At 52.2% G+C, this 16,083-nt stretch carries 16 protein-coding genes, 1 tRNA gene and 1 pseudogene; 13 read left to right on the forward strand and 5 right to left on the reverse strand.

What is annotated here, in order from left to right; translation table 11 throughout:
- Positions 1 to 102 precede the first annotated feature (102 nt).
- The 9 genes and pseudogenes from QPJ95_RS10845 (at position 103) to QPJ95_RS10885 (ending at position 5,360) form a co-directional block, all read left to right on the forward strand.
- Positions 103 to 582 carry a UPF0262 family protein gene (locus QPJ95_RS10845; protein WP_270920495.1) on the forward strand — a complete coding sequence of 160 codons (480 nt, stop codon included), beginning with the start codon at positions 103 to 105 and terminating at the stop codon, positions 580 to 582.
- A 4-nt stretch (positions 583 to 586) separates the two neighbouring features.
- Positions 587 to 1,045 (forward strand): arsenate-mycothiol transferase ArsC, encoded by a 459-nt coding sequence (locus QPJ95_RS10850; RefSeq protein WP_270920494.1) that lies wholly within the window; start codon positions 587 to 589, stop codon positions 1,043 to 1,045.
- Positions 1,046 to 1,127: 82 nt separating this feature from the next.
- A pseudogene (locus QPJ95_RS10855) lies at positions 1,128 to 1,643 on the forward strand (nitrilase-related carbon-nitrogen hydrolase); the annotation flags it as partial.
- A gap of 84 nt (positions 1,644 to 1,727) precedes the next feature.
- Positions 1,728 to 1,946, forward strand: a complete 219-nt coding sequence (infA, locus tag QPJ95_RS10860) for a translation initiation factor IF-1 (protein WP_005978431.1) — start codon at positions 1,728 to 1,730, stop codon at positions 1,944 to 1,946.
- Positions 1,947 to 2,133: 187 nt separating this feature from the next.
- Positions 2,134 to 2,715 carry a Maf family protein gene (locus tag QPJ95_RS10865; RefSeq protein WP_270920493.1) on the forward strand — a complete coding sequence of 194 codons (582 nt, stop codon included), beginning with the start codon at positions 2,134 to 2,136 and terminating at the stop codon, positions 2,713 to 2,715.
- Positions 2,712 to 3,746, forward strand: coding sequence for a ribonuclease E/G (locus QPJ95_RS10870; protein ID WP_270920492.1), 1,035 nt, complete (start codon positions 2,712 to 2,714; stop codon positions 3,744 to 3,746). Before QPJ95_RS10865 ends, QPJ95_RS10870 begins: the two co-directional genes overlap by 4 nt.
- Entirely contained in the window at positions 3,743 to 3,928 is a 186-nt protein-coding gene (locus tag QPJ95_RS10875; RefSeq protein ID WP_270920491.1) for a DNA gyrase inhibitor YacG, read from the forward strand. Before QPJ95_RS10870 ends, QPJ95_RS10875 begins: the two co-directional genes overlap by 4 nt.
- Before the next feature lie 77 nt (positions 3,929 to 4,005).
- Positions 4,006 to 4,080 (forward strand) — tRNA-Phe (locus QPJ95_RS10880).
- Positions 4,081 to 4,178: 98 nt separating this feature from the next.
- The gene (locus tag QPJ95_RS10885) at positions 4,179 to 5,360 is read left to right on the forward strand and encodes a tyrosine-type recombinase/integrase (RefSeq protein WP_270920490.1); all 1,182 of its coding nucleotides are present in this window, start codon (positions 4,179 to 4,181) and stop codon (positions 5,358 to 5,360) included.
- Positions 5,361 to 6,834: 1,474 nt separating this feature from the next.
- Here the strand turns inward: QPJ95_RS10885 and QPJ95_RS10890 are convergent.
- A complete protein-coding gene (locus QPJ95_RS10890) occupies positions 6,835 to 7,362 on the reverse strand; it encodes a hypothetical protein (protein ID WP_270920489.1) in 528 nt (175 codons plus the stop codon).
- A 124-nt stretch (positions 7,363 to 7,486) separates the two neighbouring features.
- Here QPJ95_RS10890 and QPJ95_RS10895 point away from each other — a divergent pair, with 124 nt between their 5' ends.
- Positions 7,487 to 7,690 (forward strand): hypothetical protein, encoded by a 204-nt coding sequence (locus tag QPJ95_RS10895; RefSeq protein ID WP_270920488.1) that lies wholly within the window; start codon positions 7,487 to 7,489, stop codon positions 7,688 to 7,690.
- A gap of 14 nt (positions 7,691 to 7,704) precedes the next feature.
- Positions 7,705 to 8,007 carry a hypothetical protein gene (locus QPJ95_RS10900; protein ID WP_270920487.1) on the forward strand — a complete coding sequence of 101 codons (303 nt, stop codon included), beginning with the start codon at positions 7,705 to 7,707 and terminating at the stop codon, positions 8,005 to 8,007.
- 341 nt (positions 8,008 to 8,348) lie between these two features.
- On the opposite strand, the gene QPJ95_RS10905 is transcribed toward QPJ95_RS10900, so the two are convergent.
- From QPJ95_RS10905 to QPJ95_RS10920, 4 genes are all read right to left on the reverse strand, one after another.
- Positions 8,349 to 9,095 carry a DUF4435 domain-containing protein gene (locus QPJ95_RS10905; RefSeq protein WP_270920486.1) on the reverse strand — a complete coding sequence of 249 codons (747 nt, stop codon included), beginning with the start codon at positions 9,093 to 9,095 and terminating at the stop codon, positions 8,349 to 8,351.
- Between the two features lie 2 nt (positions 9,096 to 9,097).
- Positions 9,098 to 10,315 carry an AAA family ATPase gene (locus QPJ95_RS10910; RefSeq protein ID WP_286018263.1) on the reverse strand — a complete coding sequence of 406 codons (1,218 nt, stop codon included), beginning with the start codon at positions 10,313 to 10,315 and terminating at the stop codon, positions 9,098 to 9,100.
- A 108-nt stretch (positions 10,316 to 10,423) separates the two neighbouring features.
- A protein-coding gene (locus QPJ95_RS10915) for an IS3 family transposase (protein WP_286018159.1) occupies positions 10,424 to 11,511 on the reverse strand; the annotation gives its coding sequence in 2 pieces (ribosomal slippage) (positions 10,424 to 11,250 and positions 11,250 to 11,511; 1,089 coding nt in all).
- Positions 11,512 to 12,691: 1,180 nt separating this feature from the next.
- Entirely contained in the window at positions 12,692 to 13,303 is a 612-nt protein-coding gene (locus QPJ95_RS10920) for a tyrosine-type recombinase/integrase (RefSeq protein ID WP_270921272.1), read from the reverse strand.
- A 646-nt stretch (positions 13,304 to 13,949) separates the two neighbouring features.
- On the opposite strand from QPJ95_RS10920, the gene QPJ95_RS10925 reads away from it, so the two are divergent.
- Both QPJ95_RS10925 and QPJ95_RS10930 read left to right on the forward strand, forming a co-directional pair.
- The gene (locus tag QPJ95_RS10925) at positions 13,950 to 14,837 is read left to right on the forward strand and encodes a tyrosine-type recombinase/integrase (RefSeq protein ID WP_270921271.1); all 888 of its coding nucleotides are present in this window, start codon (positions 13,950 to 13,952) and stop codon (positions 14,835 to 14,837) included.
- A gap of 12 nt (positions 14,838 to 14,849) precedes the next feature.
- Complete coding sequence (locus QPJ95_RS10930) at positions 14,850 to 16,043, forward strand: IS91 family transposase (protein ID WP_270921270.1); 1,194 nt, start codon at positions 14,850 to 14,852, stop codon at positions 16,041 to 16,043.
- The last annotated feature ends 40 nt before the right edge of the window (positions 16,044 to 16,083 follow it).

Consider the following 16,083-nt stretch of genomic DNA (forward strand, 5'->3'; position numbering starts at 1 on the left):
ATGCAATTTGTTTGAATGACAGCGACTAAAGCCATGCATTGCCTCGGCCTGTGGCTTGCGATACCTCTGGGTCAACGCATACGTGCAGTGAGATCAAAGACAATGAACCGCATCAGCCAAATCGAATTGGACGACCGCAACCTGCCGCCGCCGACACCAGAGATCGAGCAGGAGCGCCGGGTGGCGATTTTTGACCTGATTGAGGAAAACTCCTTTCAGTTGCCCTCTCGTGAGAACCGCGAGGTTCCCCAGGGGCCCTATCATCTGGGACTGGCCATCCGGGATAAGCGGTTGGTGTTTGATGTCGAAACTGAAGGCGGCGGCAAGGCGGCGGAATTCCACCTGTCGTTGTCGCCGTTCAGGCAGGTAGTCAAGGATTACTATCAGATCTGTGAAAGCTATTTCACCGCCGTCAAGACGCTGCCGCCAAGTCAGATTGAAACCATTGATATGGCGCGCCGGGGCATTCACAATGAGGGCAGCCGCGTGTTGCAAGAGCGGCTGGAGGGCAAGGCCGAAATCGACACCGATACAGCCCGGCGCCTGTTCACGCTGATCTGCGTGCTGCACTTCGGAGGCTGACGGGTTGAGCGAACTGCCGCAATCGGTTTTGTTTTGTTGCGACCACAATTCGGTGCGCTCGCCGATGGCCGAAGGCATCATGAAGAAATTCTATGGTACCGGCACCTATGTTCAGTCAGCCGGGGTCAAGACCGACATGGAAATTGATGGGTTTTCTATCTCGGTGTGTCAGGAAATCGGTGTCGAGTTGTCACGCCATCGCTCACGCTCGTTTGATGACATGGAACGTTGGGGGGATGATCTTTCTTCATTTGATCTGGTGGTGGCCTTGTCACCTGCCAGCCAGCGCCGGGCGTTGGAGTTGACCCGGTTCTTTCATCTCGATGTGGAATACTGGCCGATCATGGATCCGACCGGACTGGGCGAAAGCCGAGAGGCCAAGCTGGACTGCTATCGCCAGACCCGCGATCAGATCATCGGGCATCTGACCAAGCGCTGGGGGAGCGCAAGTCAAGCGCAATAACCGGACTGTGGCGGGCCACCTCAGCTTTGCTTTTGTCAGATGCTGTTCCCGTGTTGCCGCACCTATGGGGGTGATCTGGCCAATCCTGACGCGGTCGGAGCGTGACACTTGGCATGTAATTTCCGGAGGGGCGTTGAAACTGTTTGAGACCGCGCGAGGTGGAGTAGGCATTCTTACGTGTTACGATAGCGAATTCCCACTGTTGGGCCGCGCGCTGAGGGCGGCAGATGTCATTCTGGTGCCCGCCCCTTGCACGGAGGCTTTGTCAGGGTATTGGCGGGTGCCTGTCGGCGCCATGGCACGGGCGCTGGAGGGGTATTGTGTGGCCGCCATGGCTTCGGTCGTGAGGGCAGCCGAGTGGCTTGGGGCGGTGACTGTGAATGTGGCAATGGGCGGTATCTATGGGCCACCCGATTCGGGGTTCCCGGGGGCGGGGGTTTTGGCCGAGGGGGTGCTAGGCAGGCCCGGTTGGACGCTGGCTGAAATTGACCTTGCTGACATTGCACGAGTCCGGGCCGACGGTCAGGTTTTGAACCGCAGTCATTGGATGGAGCAGGATGATCGGGTGAAATCGGTCACTATTAGCCATCTGCAGTGATTGCGCCCTTGAAAACCTGCCCAAAAGCCCCCATTTAAGCCCTCATCCCGCATCTGAGCGGGGGTAACCAAAAATGGAGATAACATGGCCAAGGAAGATACGCTCGAATTTCCCGGTGTCGTGAAGGAACTCCTGCCCAATGCGACGTTTCGGGTCGAGCTGGAAAACGGCCATGAGATCATCGCACATACGGCAGGCAAGATGCGCAAGAACCGCATCCGTGTTCTGGCTGGCGACAAGGTTCAGGTGGAAATGACCCCCTATGACCTGACCAAAGGACGGATCAACTATCGCTTTAAGTAAGCGTGATCCTGATAGATGACCAAAGCCCGGCTGCTTCGCCGGGCTTTTGTTATTCGGCCTTGCGGTGCAAGGCCGAGGCCTCCGGCGGAGGTATTTTTAACAAGCAGAAGACGGCTGCTCTGTTTGGTCGCTCTTTGCACGGGCGGGTCCTTTTGGAGCGAGCCCGAATTGGACAAGAGGGCCGGTGATGGCATTCATTCTGGGATCAGGCAGCCCGCGGCGGCTGGAGCTTTTGGCGCAACTGGGGATCACTCCAGATGAGGTGCGGGCACCGGATATTGATGAGACTCCACAAAAAGCTGAGCTACCGCGGGCCTATTGCAGTCGCATTGCCCGTGAGAAAGTTTTGGCTGTCCGGGCCGATGATGAGGATCTGGTGCTTTGTGCGGATACCACTGTGGCGCTGGGCCGCCGCATTTTGGGTAAGCCGGCAAGTGCAGGTGAAGCCGCCGAGTTCCTGCTGGCGCTATCTGGGCGCCGTCATCGGGTGATCACCGCAATCGCGCTGCGGCGTGGCAACAAGATATGGCAACGGGATGTGGTGTCTCAGGTTCGGATGAAACGGTTGTCAGACCCGGAATTGAACAGCTATCTTGCCAGCAATGACTGGCAGGGCAAGGCCGGAGGCTATGCCATCCAGGGTCCTGCAGGGGCGCTAATCCCCTGGATCAGTGGCTCGTTCACCGGCATTGTCGGGCTGCCACTGGCCGAAACCGCAAACATGTTACAGGCGGCGGGCTACCCGCTGCACAAGGAGGTCTCCGAATGAAGGGCCGCACTATCATCCTCGACCACCTGAACGGCCGCGAAGCTGCGGCGCTGATGGTGGATGGCAAGCTGGACGACCTATTGATCGAAAGTGATCAGCCGGCACCTGGTACGATCTACCGCGCCCGCGCTGATCGCCCAGTCAAGGGGCAGGGCGGCATGTTCCTGAGCACCCCGGATGGCCCAGCGTTTCTGCGACAGGTCAAAGGGTTGGCTCCGGGGCAGATGCTGCTGGTGCAAGTCACCGGTTATGCCGAGGATGGCAAGGCCATTCCTGTCACTCAGAAAATCCTGTTCAAAAGCCGCTATGCGATTGTCACCCCTGAGGCGCCAGGGTTGAATATTTCGCGCTCGATTCGCGACGAGGTTGAGCGGGACCGACTGTTGGAAATTGCCCATGAAATTATGGGCGACAGCCCCCACGGGCTGATTCTCAGATCGGCCTGTGATGGCGCCGAAGCCGATCAAATCACCGAGGACATCGCAGCAATGGCGGATGTGGCCGCCGCAGTTATGTCGGACGATGGCTGCGAGCCCCAGGCATTGACTGAGGGGGATACTCCGCATTTGCTGGCTTGGCGGGATTGGTCAGAGGCAGCAGAGGTTGAGCGGCAGGCCGGCGGCTTTGAACATCACGGGGTGCTGGAGGCGCTAGAGATGGTCAGGGGCATTCACGTGCCACTATCCGGCGGTGCCTTTTTGTATATTGAGCCGACGCGTGCGCTAGTGGCTGTAGATGTGAACACCGGGTCTGACGCCTCGCTGGCGGCTGGGGTCAAGGCGAACATGGCTTGTGCCAAAGCACTGCCGCGGGCGCTGCGGGTGCGCGGCCTGGGCGGGCAAATTGTGCTGGATTTGGCGCCGATGCCGAAAAAGGACCGGCGGGTCTTTGAAACGGCTCTGCGGGCGGCCTTTCGCACCGACAGCGAGGAAACCCTGATGGTTGGCTGGACTCCTCTTGGTCATTATGAGCTCCAGCGCAAACGGAGCCGGGTGGCCCTGACGGGCATATTAAATGAGCTTCTGGCGTGACTTGCCCAATTTGCGATGGCGGAACCACTGCATCCTACCGGCCGTTTTGCAGCAAGCGTTGCGCTGATATCGATCTGGGGAAATGGCTAAATGGGGTATACGCGGTGCCCAGCCAGGATGCCGAGGATCCTGAAAATGCAGCCGTTCAGGCCGAAAGAAATCTGCAGATCAAACATTCGTAATTTTCTTGTCAAAAGTCTCTGGACACGGTCGCGTACTCGGCATAGAACGCCCCAACCCAAGGTTAACACCTTCCCGTGCCCGGGTAGCTCAGGGGTAGAGCAGTGGATTGAAAATCCTCGTGTCGGTGGTTCGATTCCGCCCCTGGGCACCACTAAGCTTCTGAAAAGATTGACTTAGTTTCGATAGTGGAAAATCAGAAATCCGTCTATAAAAGTTACACAGTGTTACACAGCGCGGGTAGCTTAACCAATGGCTGATTCAAAAAGTAAGACCACATCACAGAAGAACATTCGAAAAGGTCTTGCGATCTACAAAACTGGCCAGTCGATCTACTGGTTCTTGCGTCTGTGGGATCCGCTTGCCAAAAAGTACGTACGGCGAACCACAAAAGAGACCGTGCGCATCGAGGCAGTCGAGGCTGCGATAGAGTTCGCTGACAATTTCAAGAGCGGTGGCCACCCAGTACATGCTGTGAAGAAAGCCACCAGCTTTGAGCGCTATGCCAAGCAGTTGATCAGCATACAGGCGCTGAAGGGCGGCAAGTGGTCAGGTGGTGATGCAAAGCTGCTCAACAGATCAGGCGATGGCTTGATCGCGTATTTCGGCAAGTGGGATGTGACGAAGATCAACACAGGCTCGGTGCGTGATTATCTGCTCAAGCTAGACGAAAAACGGGGCAAGCCTCTGGCTGAAAGCACCAAAGCAAAGCACACGATCATTTTGCGCAAAGTGCTGACGTTGGCTGTTGAGGACGGGCTGCTGAACGTACTGCCGGTGATGCCCAAACAGAAGACGAAAGACATGCCCCGACTGGCTTTCACTGATGACGAATATGCTCGTCTCTTGCAGGCCGGTGAGGAATGCGCGCAGCGTGGTGACATCGTGCGTGGTGTGAAGGTTCGTCGTCATCACGTCAGAATGTTCAGGTTTGTTGTCTACAGCTTTCTTCGGCCGACCGAATCTGAGTTGTTTGGATTGAAGCACAAAGACGTTCAAGTGAAGGGCAAACCACCGCACCTCGAGATGAAGATCGACGGTAAGACAGGTCAGCGCACAAGCGTCACGATGCCGATTGCGGTGCCACTATACCGAGGCATGCTGAACCCGCTGAATGAGGCTGATACGGACCAGAATGAATATGTCTGGATGCCTGAGTATCCAAATCGAACAACGGCGATCAACACAGCGCGTCGGATCTTCAACCACATACTGGAAGCAGCTGGCCTGAAAGACGATGTTCACAAGTTCTCGCCGTATTCTCTGCGCCATTACGCTTTGCAGAAGCGCCTTAAAGAGTCGAAGGGCGAGGCGAACATCTACAATCTGGCGAAGAACGCGGGCACTAGCATCGAAATGTTGCAGCGCTTCTATCTCGATAAGATGGCTCTGACGCCTGATCTGATCGAGAACTTGCAGACTAAGGGCAAATAAGCAATTGCGCGGCTCTGTGTGGGCGGTATCGGCTGTGAAATTCGAAGGGTCGTCGGTGGTGCTGGGTGAATTTGCTCCAGTATGACAGGCTGAGCGCGACGTCGGTCTGCGAAACCGCAACAGCTTGAGCGAAATGGCGGCAAGGGAAACAAGCAAACCGGAACGGTTTCAAGTGAGGTGGATAAAGGCACTGATCTAGGCGGATAAAGGTATACGCTCGTAAGAGCGAAACATCATAACTTTCATATAGCGAAAAGTGGCTCATTTTGAGTCATGTAAATAACGGCTATCAGGTGGCCTGAAAACACGGTTTTATCGAATTTTGGTTCTGATGTGGATTAGTGTAGCAAGCTGAATAAAGGTGACCAATTAAATTATTCTATGGGATTAAGGCTTGCCATGTTCCGAGCGTAGCGAAGGAACTCTCTGTCTCTCTTGGATAAAAGATAGCCTCACATAGGATAATGGTAGAAGACAGATAGTCGAATCTTAGATCAGGTTAGATGTAAAGGTGTGATCTTTTCTGGATATGAACTCTTATCTCTATAGATGTTGGTAAGAGATCATATAGTTATTCATACTGAGATAGCGAAGCTAAACTCTGGAGCGAAGCGTAAGAGTTTTCTTTAAAGCTCTTAGTTGCTGCAAGCAGCTATCAGCTCCTACGTCGCTGATAATCACATAATATATAATCAATATTTGATTTTTTAGAGATTCATATGTGTGCAGTAGACACACTTATCCTAAACAAAAGGATGAGTGTAAAAAACGCAAGTGACGTTTCTAACATTTCGATTGCAACGATTACCGAGTTTCGGTTCGAATGGCGGTCAGCCGGTCTCATTCTACGTTACGTCTTAACTGACGGCTAGTTTGCGACTGAACGCGGCTAGTAGATAATCGAAAACATCTTTCTAGCAACTAGGCAGGTTAATCCCTACTTCGTGACAGATCATTTGTTACTCGGTCTTCTGTCTTGCCGAGTCGAGGAATATCAAGTTCTAACCCATCTGAACAGCATCTCACGGACGACCCGCTACATTCAGTGATTAGTTCGATACTCAGCGCTTTTGTATAGTTAGCTATCTGCCCGCGTCTTTATTCGTTCGGGCTATCTGCGATCCAAGCACCTCTGGCTCTTCTCCGACAGTCTAATCTACGCTGATTACGTTATGTCGTCACACACTTCTGTATGACTCACATCTATTTATACGCGCGCTATCGCTAGAATTCCCAAATTCACCGAAATAATCCATTTTCATTATAACATTTTCGTGAGCGCCCCGTGATCTTTTCATATCTATCTGATGTTTACTGACACTCAGGCGCCGGAAACGAAAAATCTCTGGGCTGACCGCCTAGAGATTTCAATTCGATTTGACGCTCGATTTGGTGACTGAAAAAGAAATTCAATGTGTGTTTGCTGTCCACAATAGCGGTAAATTCTCAACTGCGGAAGCTGATGATACTCATTCTATCTTTCGTAATCTATGCGAGTAGAAAGCAAATCTCCCGAGCATCCGTTATGGTCAACATTTACCTTGATGAAGAATTTCTTATCCAATTCAAGCAAGAGCTCTTTTTCTCCCGGGTACTGAAAGCCATTGTGGGAAAATTCCATCGCAAAATGTGAATATTCACCAGCGTGTATTTGACCGTCCAGTACACCCGCTGTGCGCCTTATCCCTTCAATGATTTGTTTGCAGCGGTCGGTTGCTGCATCACCAGAGAACGCATCGTCACTTTTTTTCGCAAGGGACAAAACAAATATTCGAACCCTGTTCTCGTTCCATTTGAAACTGACATTGGTAAAAGTATTGTGGGTATCACCGCCAATTAGAACCCAACTGCTATCTCTATATCTGGTTTCAAGCCTGAACATGCCCCAGTCCAACATTGTAACAGGATCGTCCAGCAGTTTTTGAGTAGTGGCATCTGGGCCTGCAATTGCTGGACACGCGAGCAACGCTATTGCAGCTGCTGTTTGAATAACTCTCTTCATATCACAATCACTCCTGATCTAAGTCGCGTACCATTTCGTGAGCATTTTCGCACAACTGCCCGTACGGCGTCATCTCCGCAATGTAACGCCCGCATAAATACAATAAAGAGCAGGGGGCTAAGACATGACAAACAATACCACACCAATGAACTTTCGCGCGCCGCACGATCTCAAGACCGAGTTCGAGCGCACGTGCCGATCCCTGAACTTACCGATGACAGCACAACTGATTTTCATGATGCGCGCCTTCGTCGAAAGTGAAGCGAACAAGCGTCGACTGAAGCCAAACAACGACAACAGCCCGCTCCCATTTTTCACCAATACATAACGGAGAAACCACACATGAAGTCCTTTACCGAATTCCATGACGAACAGCAGCAGCTTGACGAGGGCATCATTCGATCCGGCTCAGTCGCCACATTCGCTGCCCGATCTGCGTCCGCAGGCAAGAAAGCCGATCAGGCGTACAAACGCGGTTTGTCTTCTCTGAGTGGGCCATCTGACCGTGATGACTTGGTCGAACAGCTAGAGCGGATAAACGCGGCACTGAAATCTCTGCTTGAGGGGCAATTGCACCAACTTCAGCAGGCACGCAATCATGTCGCGCTTGATACTGTTGGACATCTCACCAATGGAAAGAAATAAATTGCGACACAACTTATGAATAGAATACCGTCACGCAGCAGTCGTTAAACTATTGAAGGGAGCATTGTGAATCAGTGAAGTCTTCTGTTTCCGGCTGCAATTAATCTTCCATTAATGATCTCTTCAGAATGCTTTGTCGAAAATTGACAAGACCATCACCCAAACATCCACGTCCTCGCAGTCACGCCAACCTTCAAGCTGGATAGCCGCGACCGTGAGGCAATGAAAATGTTCTACTTTAGGACTTTGAGACCTCTACTATTTTTCTCCCAACCCCTAAGCTCGTCATGAAGTCCAATAGATTTTAAATCTTCGATGTCGAAAGCGAGCCGTAAGTGTTTTTAAACTTCACTAGGATAATTCTGACTTCCTTTCCGGCTCCCAATTTGGTCTTCCAGACGAATGGAAACGGCACTCATAAGATCATGACCGTTGGAGAATTGCCACAAATCGAATTTCCGTAACAGGCAGTCGTCGATCCGCTTCCGAAGAAGTTCTTTGTCCTTGTTGCTGCTAAACTTTCCTTGGGACACCTCGGCAATCATCTTATCTATGTCGATCTCCGTTTCAGCTAAGAACAACCTGAGATCAAACTGACCAAGTCGATAACCCATTGAATAAACTTGATTGACGAGCCTCATTGCCGAAATGGGCCTGATGAACTGCAGCACGTCATTCCGAATTTTTGAAATAGTTCCAGCGCTCAAAATTTTCTCGCTATTCCCAACCTCTTCTAAGTAGCGCTCAAAAGCCGACGACGATATCACGTCCACATCGAAGTCATGATAGCGCGAATAGATTATATCTTCATTTTCCGGCAGTTGTTTCAGCAACCTGTCAAAATCAGCGTCCGCCAGCCCTAACGAGTCTGTGAAGCCCTGGTCCTGAAGCTTTCCAATTGCCGCAATAACGTTCGATCTTCCTGAACAAACGACGATTGAGCACTGTTCCATGTCGACAAACTTTTTGAACCGCCTAGAGTCGTGGGCGCCCTCCAAAAGCAAAAACGTTCCGCTATGCTTTTGCCTTTCCATACGAATTTGTGCGCAAATATCGTGATGTGTGATTGTAGCTGTAAGAGAGTTCATAGCTATTCCACATCACCAAGATCGACTACTACATCGTCCCACTCGCCTATCAGCTGGGGCGAATGAGTTGCGAGAAGCACATCAAACTCGTTTAGTGCGATGATTCTTTGCAGGTCTGGAATAAATTTCTTCTGCCACCCCACGTGAAGTGAAAGCTCTGGCTCATCAATGAGTATTAGGGCGTTTGGTTTGAGCTCAAAGAGAAGCTCAAAAAACAAAACCAGTTGGTGCTGTTCACCAGAAGACAATTTCTCCAATGGAACGTCGTGCTTCGTCGATCGTTGTACGCGAAAACCCTCGTTTTTGTGAACAACCACACTCTTTGGTGTGAACCTATCATCAATAAGTTCAATGAATAGAAGTATCCGTTCCCGTAACCTTTCAAGAACATTTAGCTTTTGCTCTGTGTCACTAACGTAAACTTTTAGAACGGCCGAAACCGCATCATTGACATCATTTATGATAGGAAATGCCTCATCACCTTCTGGATCGAGAATTCCAGCCTCCATAAGGCCACGCCTTGTCGCATCAAGACCAGCTAAAGATGCGGCCAGGTTCTGCGGTGAAGTTGCCGGTCCTGTTTGAATCACGCGCCGAGGGAAGGATCGATCAAGTGACTGAGATATAGCTGCGTATGAAGCCAACTCCTTAGAGATAGTATTTCGGAGAACCTGTGCCTTTTTTGAAATCGCCAACTGAGAAGACCGGCCATGCGGGCCGCGTCTGTAGTCATCGTCGCGAAAGACTAGAAGGCGCTGAGTTTCAATCAAATGACAATCAACATTCTTGATAATGGTCAATAGATCTTCGGGAGGGGTTTCCGAAAATTCCTCCAATATTTCTTCAGGGATATCGGCCGCATAATTTTCTACAACATCTTGCAAGTTCAATGTTTGACCGGAATAGTCATGGGTCCAGTTTCGCGGACCACTTCTCGTCAGAAATGGCAAAAACCTCTCTACCCGGGAGAATTTTGACGTTGTTGTATCAATGGAACGAGGCGTCCAAGTTCCTGTCTCATTGGATGAGGTATTTGTTTCAACCGCAATTCCCATGAGTTCAACGGAAGATGATGTCTCGTCTTCGGGGAACTTTCGGATTACTATTTCGCTACCGTCCGAAAAGTTAAATACGATGTGTTCAAATTCCGTGCTTGAGAAAACCGACCATCGCTTTTTAAATAGAGCGTCAATAAGTTTGAGGCAGGCGGTTTTTCCCATTCCGTTTGGGCCGATTAAGGCTGTAATACGTTCCGACTTACTGAACGGGATTTCGTGATCAAATTCACCGGTAATCCCCCCATTTTTAACAGGGGGCGGTCGTAGAATTTACGCGGCCATTTTCAGTTTCATTGCGGGTGTGATGCCGCCGAGGCCCATATTCGGGCGGTCATTATTGTAAGTCCATAGCCATTGTGTGGCAAAGTCCTGTGCCTCCTCTATGTTTTCGATGATATGTTGGTCCAACCATTCATGCCTGACGGTGCGATTATAGCGCTCGATGTAAGCGTTCTGCTGCGGCTTTCCGGGTTGAATGTACTGGATGATAATACCTTGTTTCTCAGCCCATTCCAGCAGCTTACCACTGATGTACTCCGGCCCATTATCGACCCGAATGGTTCCTGGTTTCCCACGCCATTCAATGATCCGATTAAGGCTGCGAATAACCCGTTCGGCTGGCAAAGAAAAATCGACCTCGATGCCCAAACCCTCGCGGTTAAAATCATCCAGCACGTTCAAGAGCCGAAACGCCCGACCATCCCCGAGGCGATCCGCCATGAAGTCCATCGACCAGGTCATGTTCGGGGCGTCCGGCACTGCCAGCGCATCGGGTTTGTCCCGCTTTAACCGTTTCCGAGGTTTGATCCGCAAGTTCAGTTCCAGTTCGCAGTAAATCCGGTAAACCCTTTTGTGGTTCCACGAATGACCTTGCACGTTACGTAGATGCAGGAAACATAGCCCAAACCCCCAAGTCTTCCGTGCGGCCGTCAGCCCAACCAGCAGATCGGCAATCTCTTCGTTCTCATCGCTCAAGAGCGGGCTGTAACGATAGCACGTCTCACTGACATCAAACGTGCGGCAGGCCAGCGCAATGCTGATACCGTGGCGCGCCACCGCTTTCTCGGCCAGACCCCGTCGTAAGGCTGGCCGGATCACTTTTTTCCCAGGGCTTCCTTCAGTAATTCTGCTTGCATGCTCATCTCGGCATACATCTTTTTCAGCCGCCGGTTCTCGTCTTCAAGCGCCTTCATTTGGCTGATCATCGACGCGTCCATACCACCGTATTTTGATCGCCATTTGTAGAACGACGCGTTGCTCATCCCGTGCTCGCGGCACAGCTCCGTTACAGGCACACCGCCTTCGGCTTGGCGTAGGATCGCAAGAATTTGGGGTTCGCTATATCTCGTCATCTTCATCAAAATCTCCTCATGCATTCTGCCGAGAAAATTCTACTTCCACATCCCCTTAGTTTCGGGGGGGATTACCCACCGAACAATCCAAATACACGAAACCTGGTCAAACGGGCGTAAATTATCGAAGATGGCATTTCAAAATTCCTGAATAGTTGTCCGCACTGAACACTGTCTTTTAGGGGCGTGGGCAGAGAGTGATTGCGCGTGATCGGATTGGGGGGATAAAACCAGCAAGATATCGGCTAAAAGGTCTGCCAAGAGTGAATGGTCTGGTGTTTCTCCCCTAATCTCTATCTCCTGTTGTGCTTGAAGTCAGCTCAGATCTAATCGCTATCAGCGAATCCTTGAACTGAAACCTTATTGGAATTTGCCCCGTCGATGTGGTCCGCCTGTGTTGGCCGATAAGTTGCCATGTCTGCTACGCTTTTGTTCATTTCAGCAGACTATGTTCCATTTCCGATCGGAAATGAAGCGACGATATTCCCAACACATCGAACGTTCTCCAGAGCGGAACGATGGTATCTACCACGTCACCAAAACAGCTAGTGGGGTTAGAGAGACAGGGTCTGTCAGGGCTGGACGATAGTTCACAGCCAAAGTTCGCAGCCAAATCCACCCTCGCGGGCTAAACTGCATTGACTCGGCTCCAAGCGCGCTCCTGGAGGGGCATGTGCATCGGCGTGGTCAAATCGGTAACCATTTGGATCTTGATACGGTTGGTAACCTAACAAACAGCAAGAACAACCTGCACCGCTAATGGCGTCGTAGAGAACGGTCATAGGAAGCATTGGTAGCGCTATCGCATGTTGCGGTGTGGCTTTGCCAAAGTGATCACTTGAACTCAGGAGTGGCTCTCACACTCTTGGGTTGACCTTGGTCAAGCATTCAAGGCCATATGAGATGAATTTCTAGGAGGTTACATGTTCAAGCGCGTTAGGTCTGGTGCTAGTGGAATTTGGTTTTGGTTCCGCCGCCGCTCAATTTTCGTCCAGCTACTCCTTATCATCCCGATCACCTGTGCTGTTGCTCTGACTGTCTTGGTCGGTAACATGGGGTTAGCTCTAATGGGCACAGCGGTTGCGTTATCCGCGCCGCTGGTTGGTTGGGTTGGTGGCTTTTTCGCGGTCATCTTGGCCAAAGCGGGAATTGTCATCGCTAAAGACCGTCGACAGTCTCGATAGTTTCAAATCAATTGCACCAGTCGTTTCTTCGCGTCCGTATCGCCTTCGATGTATCGCTGGGTCATCGTCAGGCTGGAATGTCCGGCAAGCTCTTGAACATCGCGAAGAGATCCTCCAACCTGCACGACTTTCTTTGCAGCGTTTGTAATGAATGTGCGTCGACCGCTGTGTGAGCTTGCGCCAACAAAGCCAAGATCGCGATACCAGCGATGAAACATATTCACGATGACCTGCGCAGGTGTGCTGTCGCTTCGTTCTGTGCAAATGATGGATCGATCAGGAAAGGGCAGGGCGCCACGTCGTTGACGTTTTTCCGAACATACCGACATCCACACGCCCAATGCTTTTCGCAGATCCCTGTTCATCGGGATAATTCGCCCCGAGCGACCCTTGCTCGTCTTGTCTGTCAGTTCGATGTGATCCCCAACTTCGCCGCTCGAATTCAATACCGACGTCCAGCGCAGTCCCGCGACTTCTTTTGCTCGAAGACCTGCTTTCATCGTCAGCAAAAAGATGACTATGTTGCGCTCGCTGTTTCGACCGGTCTCAAGATGCCGAAGCATTGCCTGAACCTGAGCGTTTGTGAGAACTTTCGCCTGCTTACCCTGTGCCATCATGAACCCGTTATGAAATTGCGTTGATGTGCAAGATTCTAACGGGATTTCAGAAATCCAAAAGGGCGCTCCTGAAAAATTCGTTCGGTGACAGTGGTTTATGAGATCTGATTATAGAACTTAGAAACTATAATCAAAGTGGGGGACTGGATGCGTGGATGAAGCCGACATTCTCTTGACTCCCAGTGAGCCACCAAAGAGCATACTTTTCTGCCCCGCACCAACCAGTCTAACTGTAGCGAACGGCCGAGGCTGTGTGAAAACTCGGTATATCGAGAATCTCGCGGGAGGATATTCTCAGTACGCATCAATACCTCGGCGCTATCGGTAAGGTGATCTCCAGAGCGGCAGATACTGGAATAATATTCTTGGGAATCGCGACCGAATTGAGTTTTCACACAGCCTCGGCCCAAAGCTGCCTTTGGTGCAAAACACGCCTAACGGCTGCTCCCAGCCCTTCTACGACATTCGTGCCGGGTGCAGCATGACGCGGCATATGGGGCACGAAGGTCGGAAGGACTAAGCCGCTCTCGCGGCAATGGCGCTCGTGTTGAGCGTTCCACACCTACGCAAAATCTGTGCATTTTGTATTCTGACGAACCTGTTCGACGATTGGGCCTTCTCAATCTTTAGACAGGAGGCTTCCATGAAAGAGGAGAAGACAACGTCGCTGCGAGCGCGGATGATCGAGGATATGCGCATTCGCGGACTGAAGGAGTTGACGCAGAAAGGGCATATCCGTGCGATTAAACATTTTGCGGCTTTCCTTGGCCGCTCGCCTGATACCGCAACACCAGATGAGTTGCGCGCCTATCAGTTGCACATGACAGACACTGACGTTTCGACGACGACCTTCAACACCCGGATCGTCTCGCTCAGACTATTTTTCGGCGTGACCTGCGGGCGCGAAGAGATGAAGCGATACATGCAGTTCCGACGCAAACCGAATAAACTGCCCGTTGTGCTCAGCGTCGAGGAGGTATCCGATCTGCTGACAGCCGTTCCTGGTCCTGGCCTCAAGTATCGGGCTGCTTTGGGCATTAGCTATGGCGCTGGGTTGCGGGCGTCCGAAGTTTGCCACCTCAAAGTGGCCGACATCGACAGCGACCGGATGTTGATCCATGTCGACGAGGGCAAGAATGGCAAAGACCGTAAGGCGATGCTGTCGCGAAGGCTTTTGGAACTGCTGCGGGACTATTGGCTTGAGGCACGACCCGAGGGCTGGCTATTTCCCGGAAAACCCAAGATCAATCCGCTGTCACCACGCCAGCTCAATCGCGCCTTCACCTCGGCAAAGCACATGGCGGGGATCAACAAACCGGCGACACTGCATACTCTGCGGCATAGTTTTGCGACCCATCTGCTGGAGGCCAATACCGATGTGCGGGTGATCCAGGTCCTGTTGGGTCATTCCAAGCTGAGCACGACAGCGCGCTACACCCACGTCGCCACTAAGACGATCCGCAATACGGTCAGCCCGTTCGACAACCTCAAACAGTTGCAGGATCACACGCTCCGACGAGGGTTGGAGTGACGCTCGGGGCCGGTGTCTCGTTCGAAGCTGGAGATTGCTGATATTTTTCGAAAGTACGGTCCCGCATGGCGGCAGGCCAATGCTGGGCATATCAGCCTCAGCCAACTTAAGGTGATGTCGGCGATAGAGGCCTGCCGGACCGAGGCGCTCGGTGGCCATGTGGCGGCTTGCACCAAATGCGACCACGGCCATATTGCCTATAACTCCTGCAAAAACAGGCATTGCCCGAAGTGCCAGGGGCCAGCCGCACGGGACTGGATGGCGGCGCGTGCTGAGGACCTGTTGCCGGTAGAGTATTTCCATGTCGTCTTCACCCTGCCTGCCGAGATTGCCCGCATCGCATATTGGAATAAGAAGGCAGTCTATAGCCTGCTGTTCAAGGCGTCCGCCCAAACGGTAATGACCATCGCGGCCGATCCCAAGCGCCTCGGCGCACGCGTTGGTATGACAAGCGTGCTGCACACTTGGGGATCAGCACTAACACATCATCCCCATGTGCATATGATCGTGCCCGGCGGCGGCCTGTTGCCGGATGGCGTAGGCTGGATCAAATGCAGACCGGGGTTCTTTCTGCATGTGCGGGTGCTGTCCAGGCTGTTCCGCCGCCTCTTTATCGAAGGATTGATGGCCCTCCATAACGCAGGCGAACTGAGCTTCTTCGGGGATCTGGGTGGGTTGGCAAAGGCTGACACGTTTGCTACTTGGCTCGCCCCGTTCCGCAAATCCGAATGGGTAGTCTATGCCAAACTGCCCTTTGGTGGGCCAGAGGCGGTACTGGCCTATCTCAGCCACTATACGCATCGTGTCGCCATATCGAACTCCCGCTTGGTCAACGCAGACGCCGAGGCCGTGACCTTCCACTGGAAAGACTATCGCATCAAGAATAGCAACCGGCAGAGGGTCATGCGCCTCTCCACCGGCGAGTTCATACGCCGCTTCCTGATCCATGTCCTACCCGACGGCTTCCACCGCATCCGTCACTATGGCTTGCTGGCCAGCTCGACCCGCAAGGCCAACATCGCCAGGATACGCGCCCTGCTTGAGGTGGAGCCGCCTGACCAGGAGGTCCAGCAAAGCGCCGAGATTATCCCTCTCACTCTACGGGAGCCGTGCCCTTGCTGTGGCGGACCGATGCGCATTGTCGAGATATTCCGCCGCGGGCAACAACCAAGATCGAGGGCACCACCGAGGGAGCAGGCCGCATGACAAATCGCCCATTCCATTGGACGATACCTTTCTGGTTCCA

Origin of the sequence: Parasedimentitalea psychrophila (assembly GCF_030285785.1) — a bacterium.
Taxonomy (GTDB): Bacteria; Pseudomonadota; Alphaproteobacteria; order Rhodobacterales; family Rhodobacteraceae; genus Parasedimentitalea; species Parasedimentitalea psychrophila.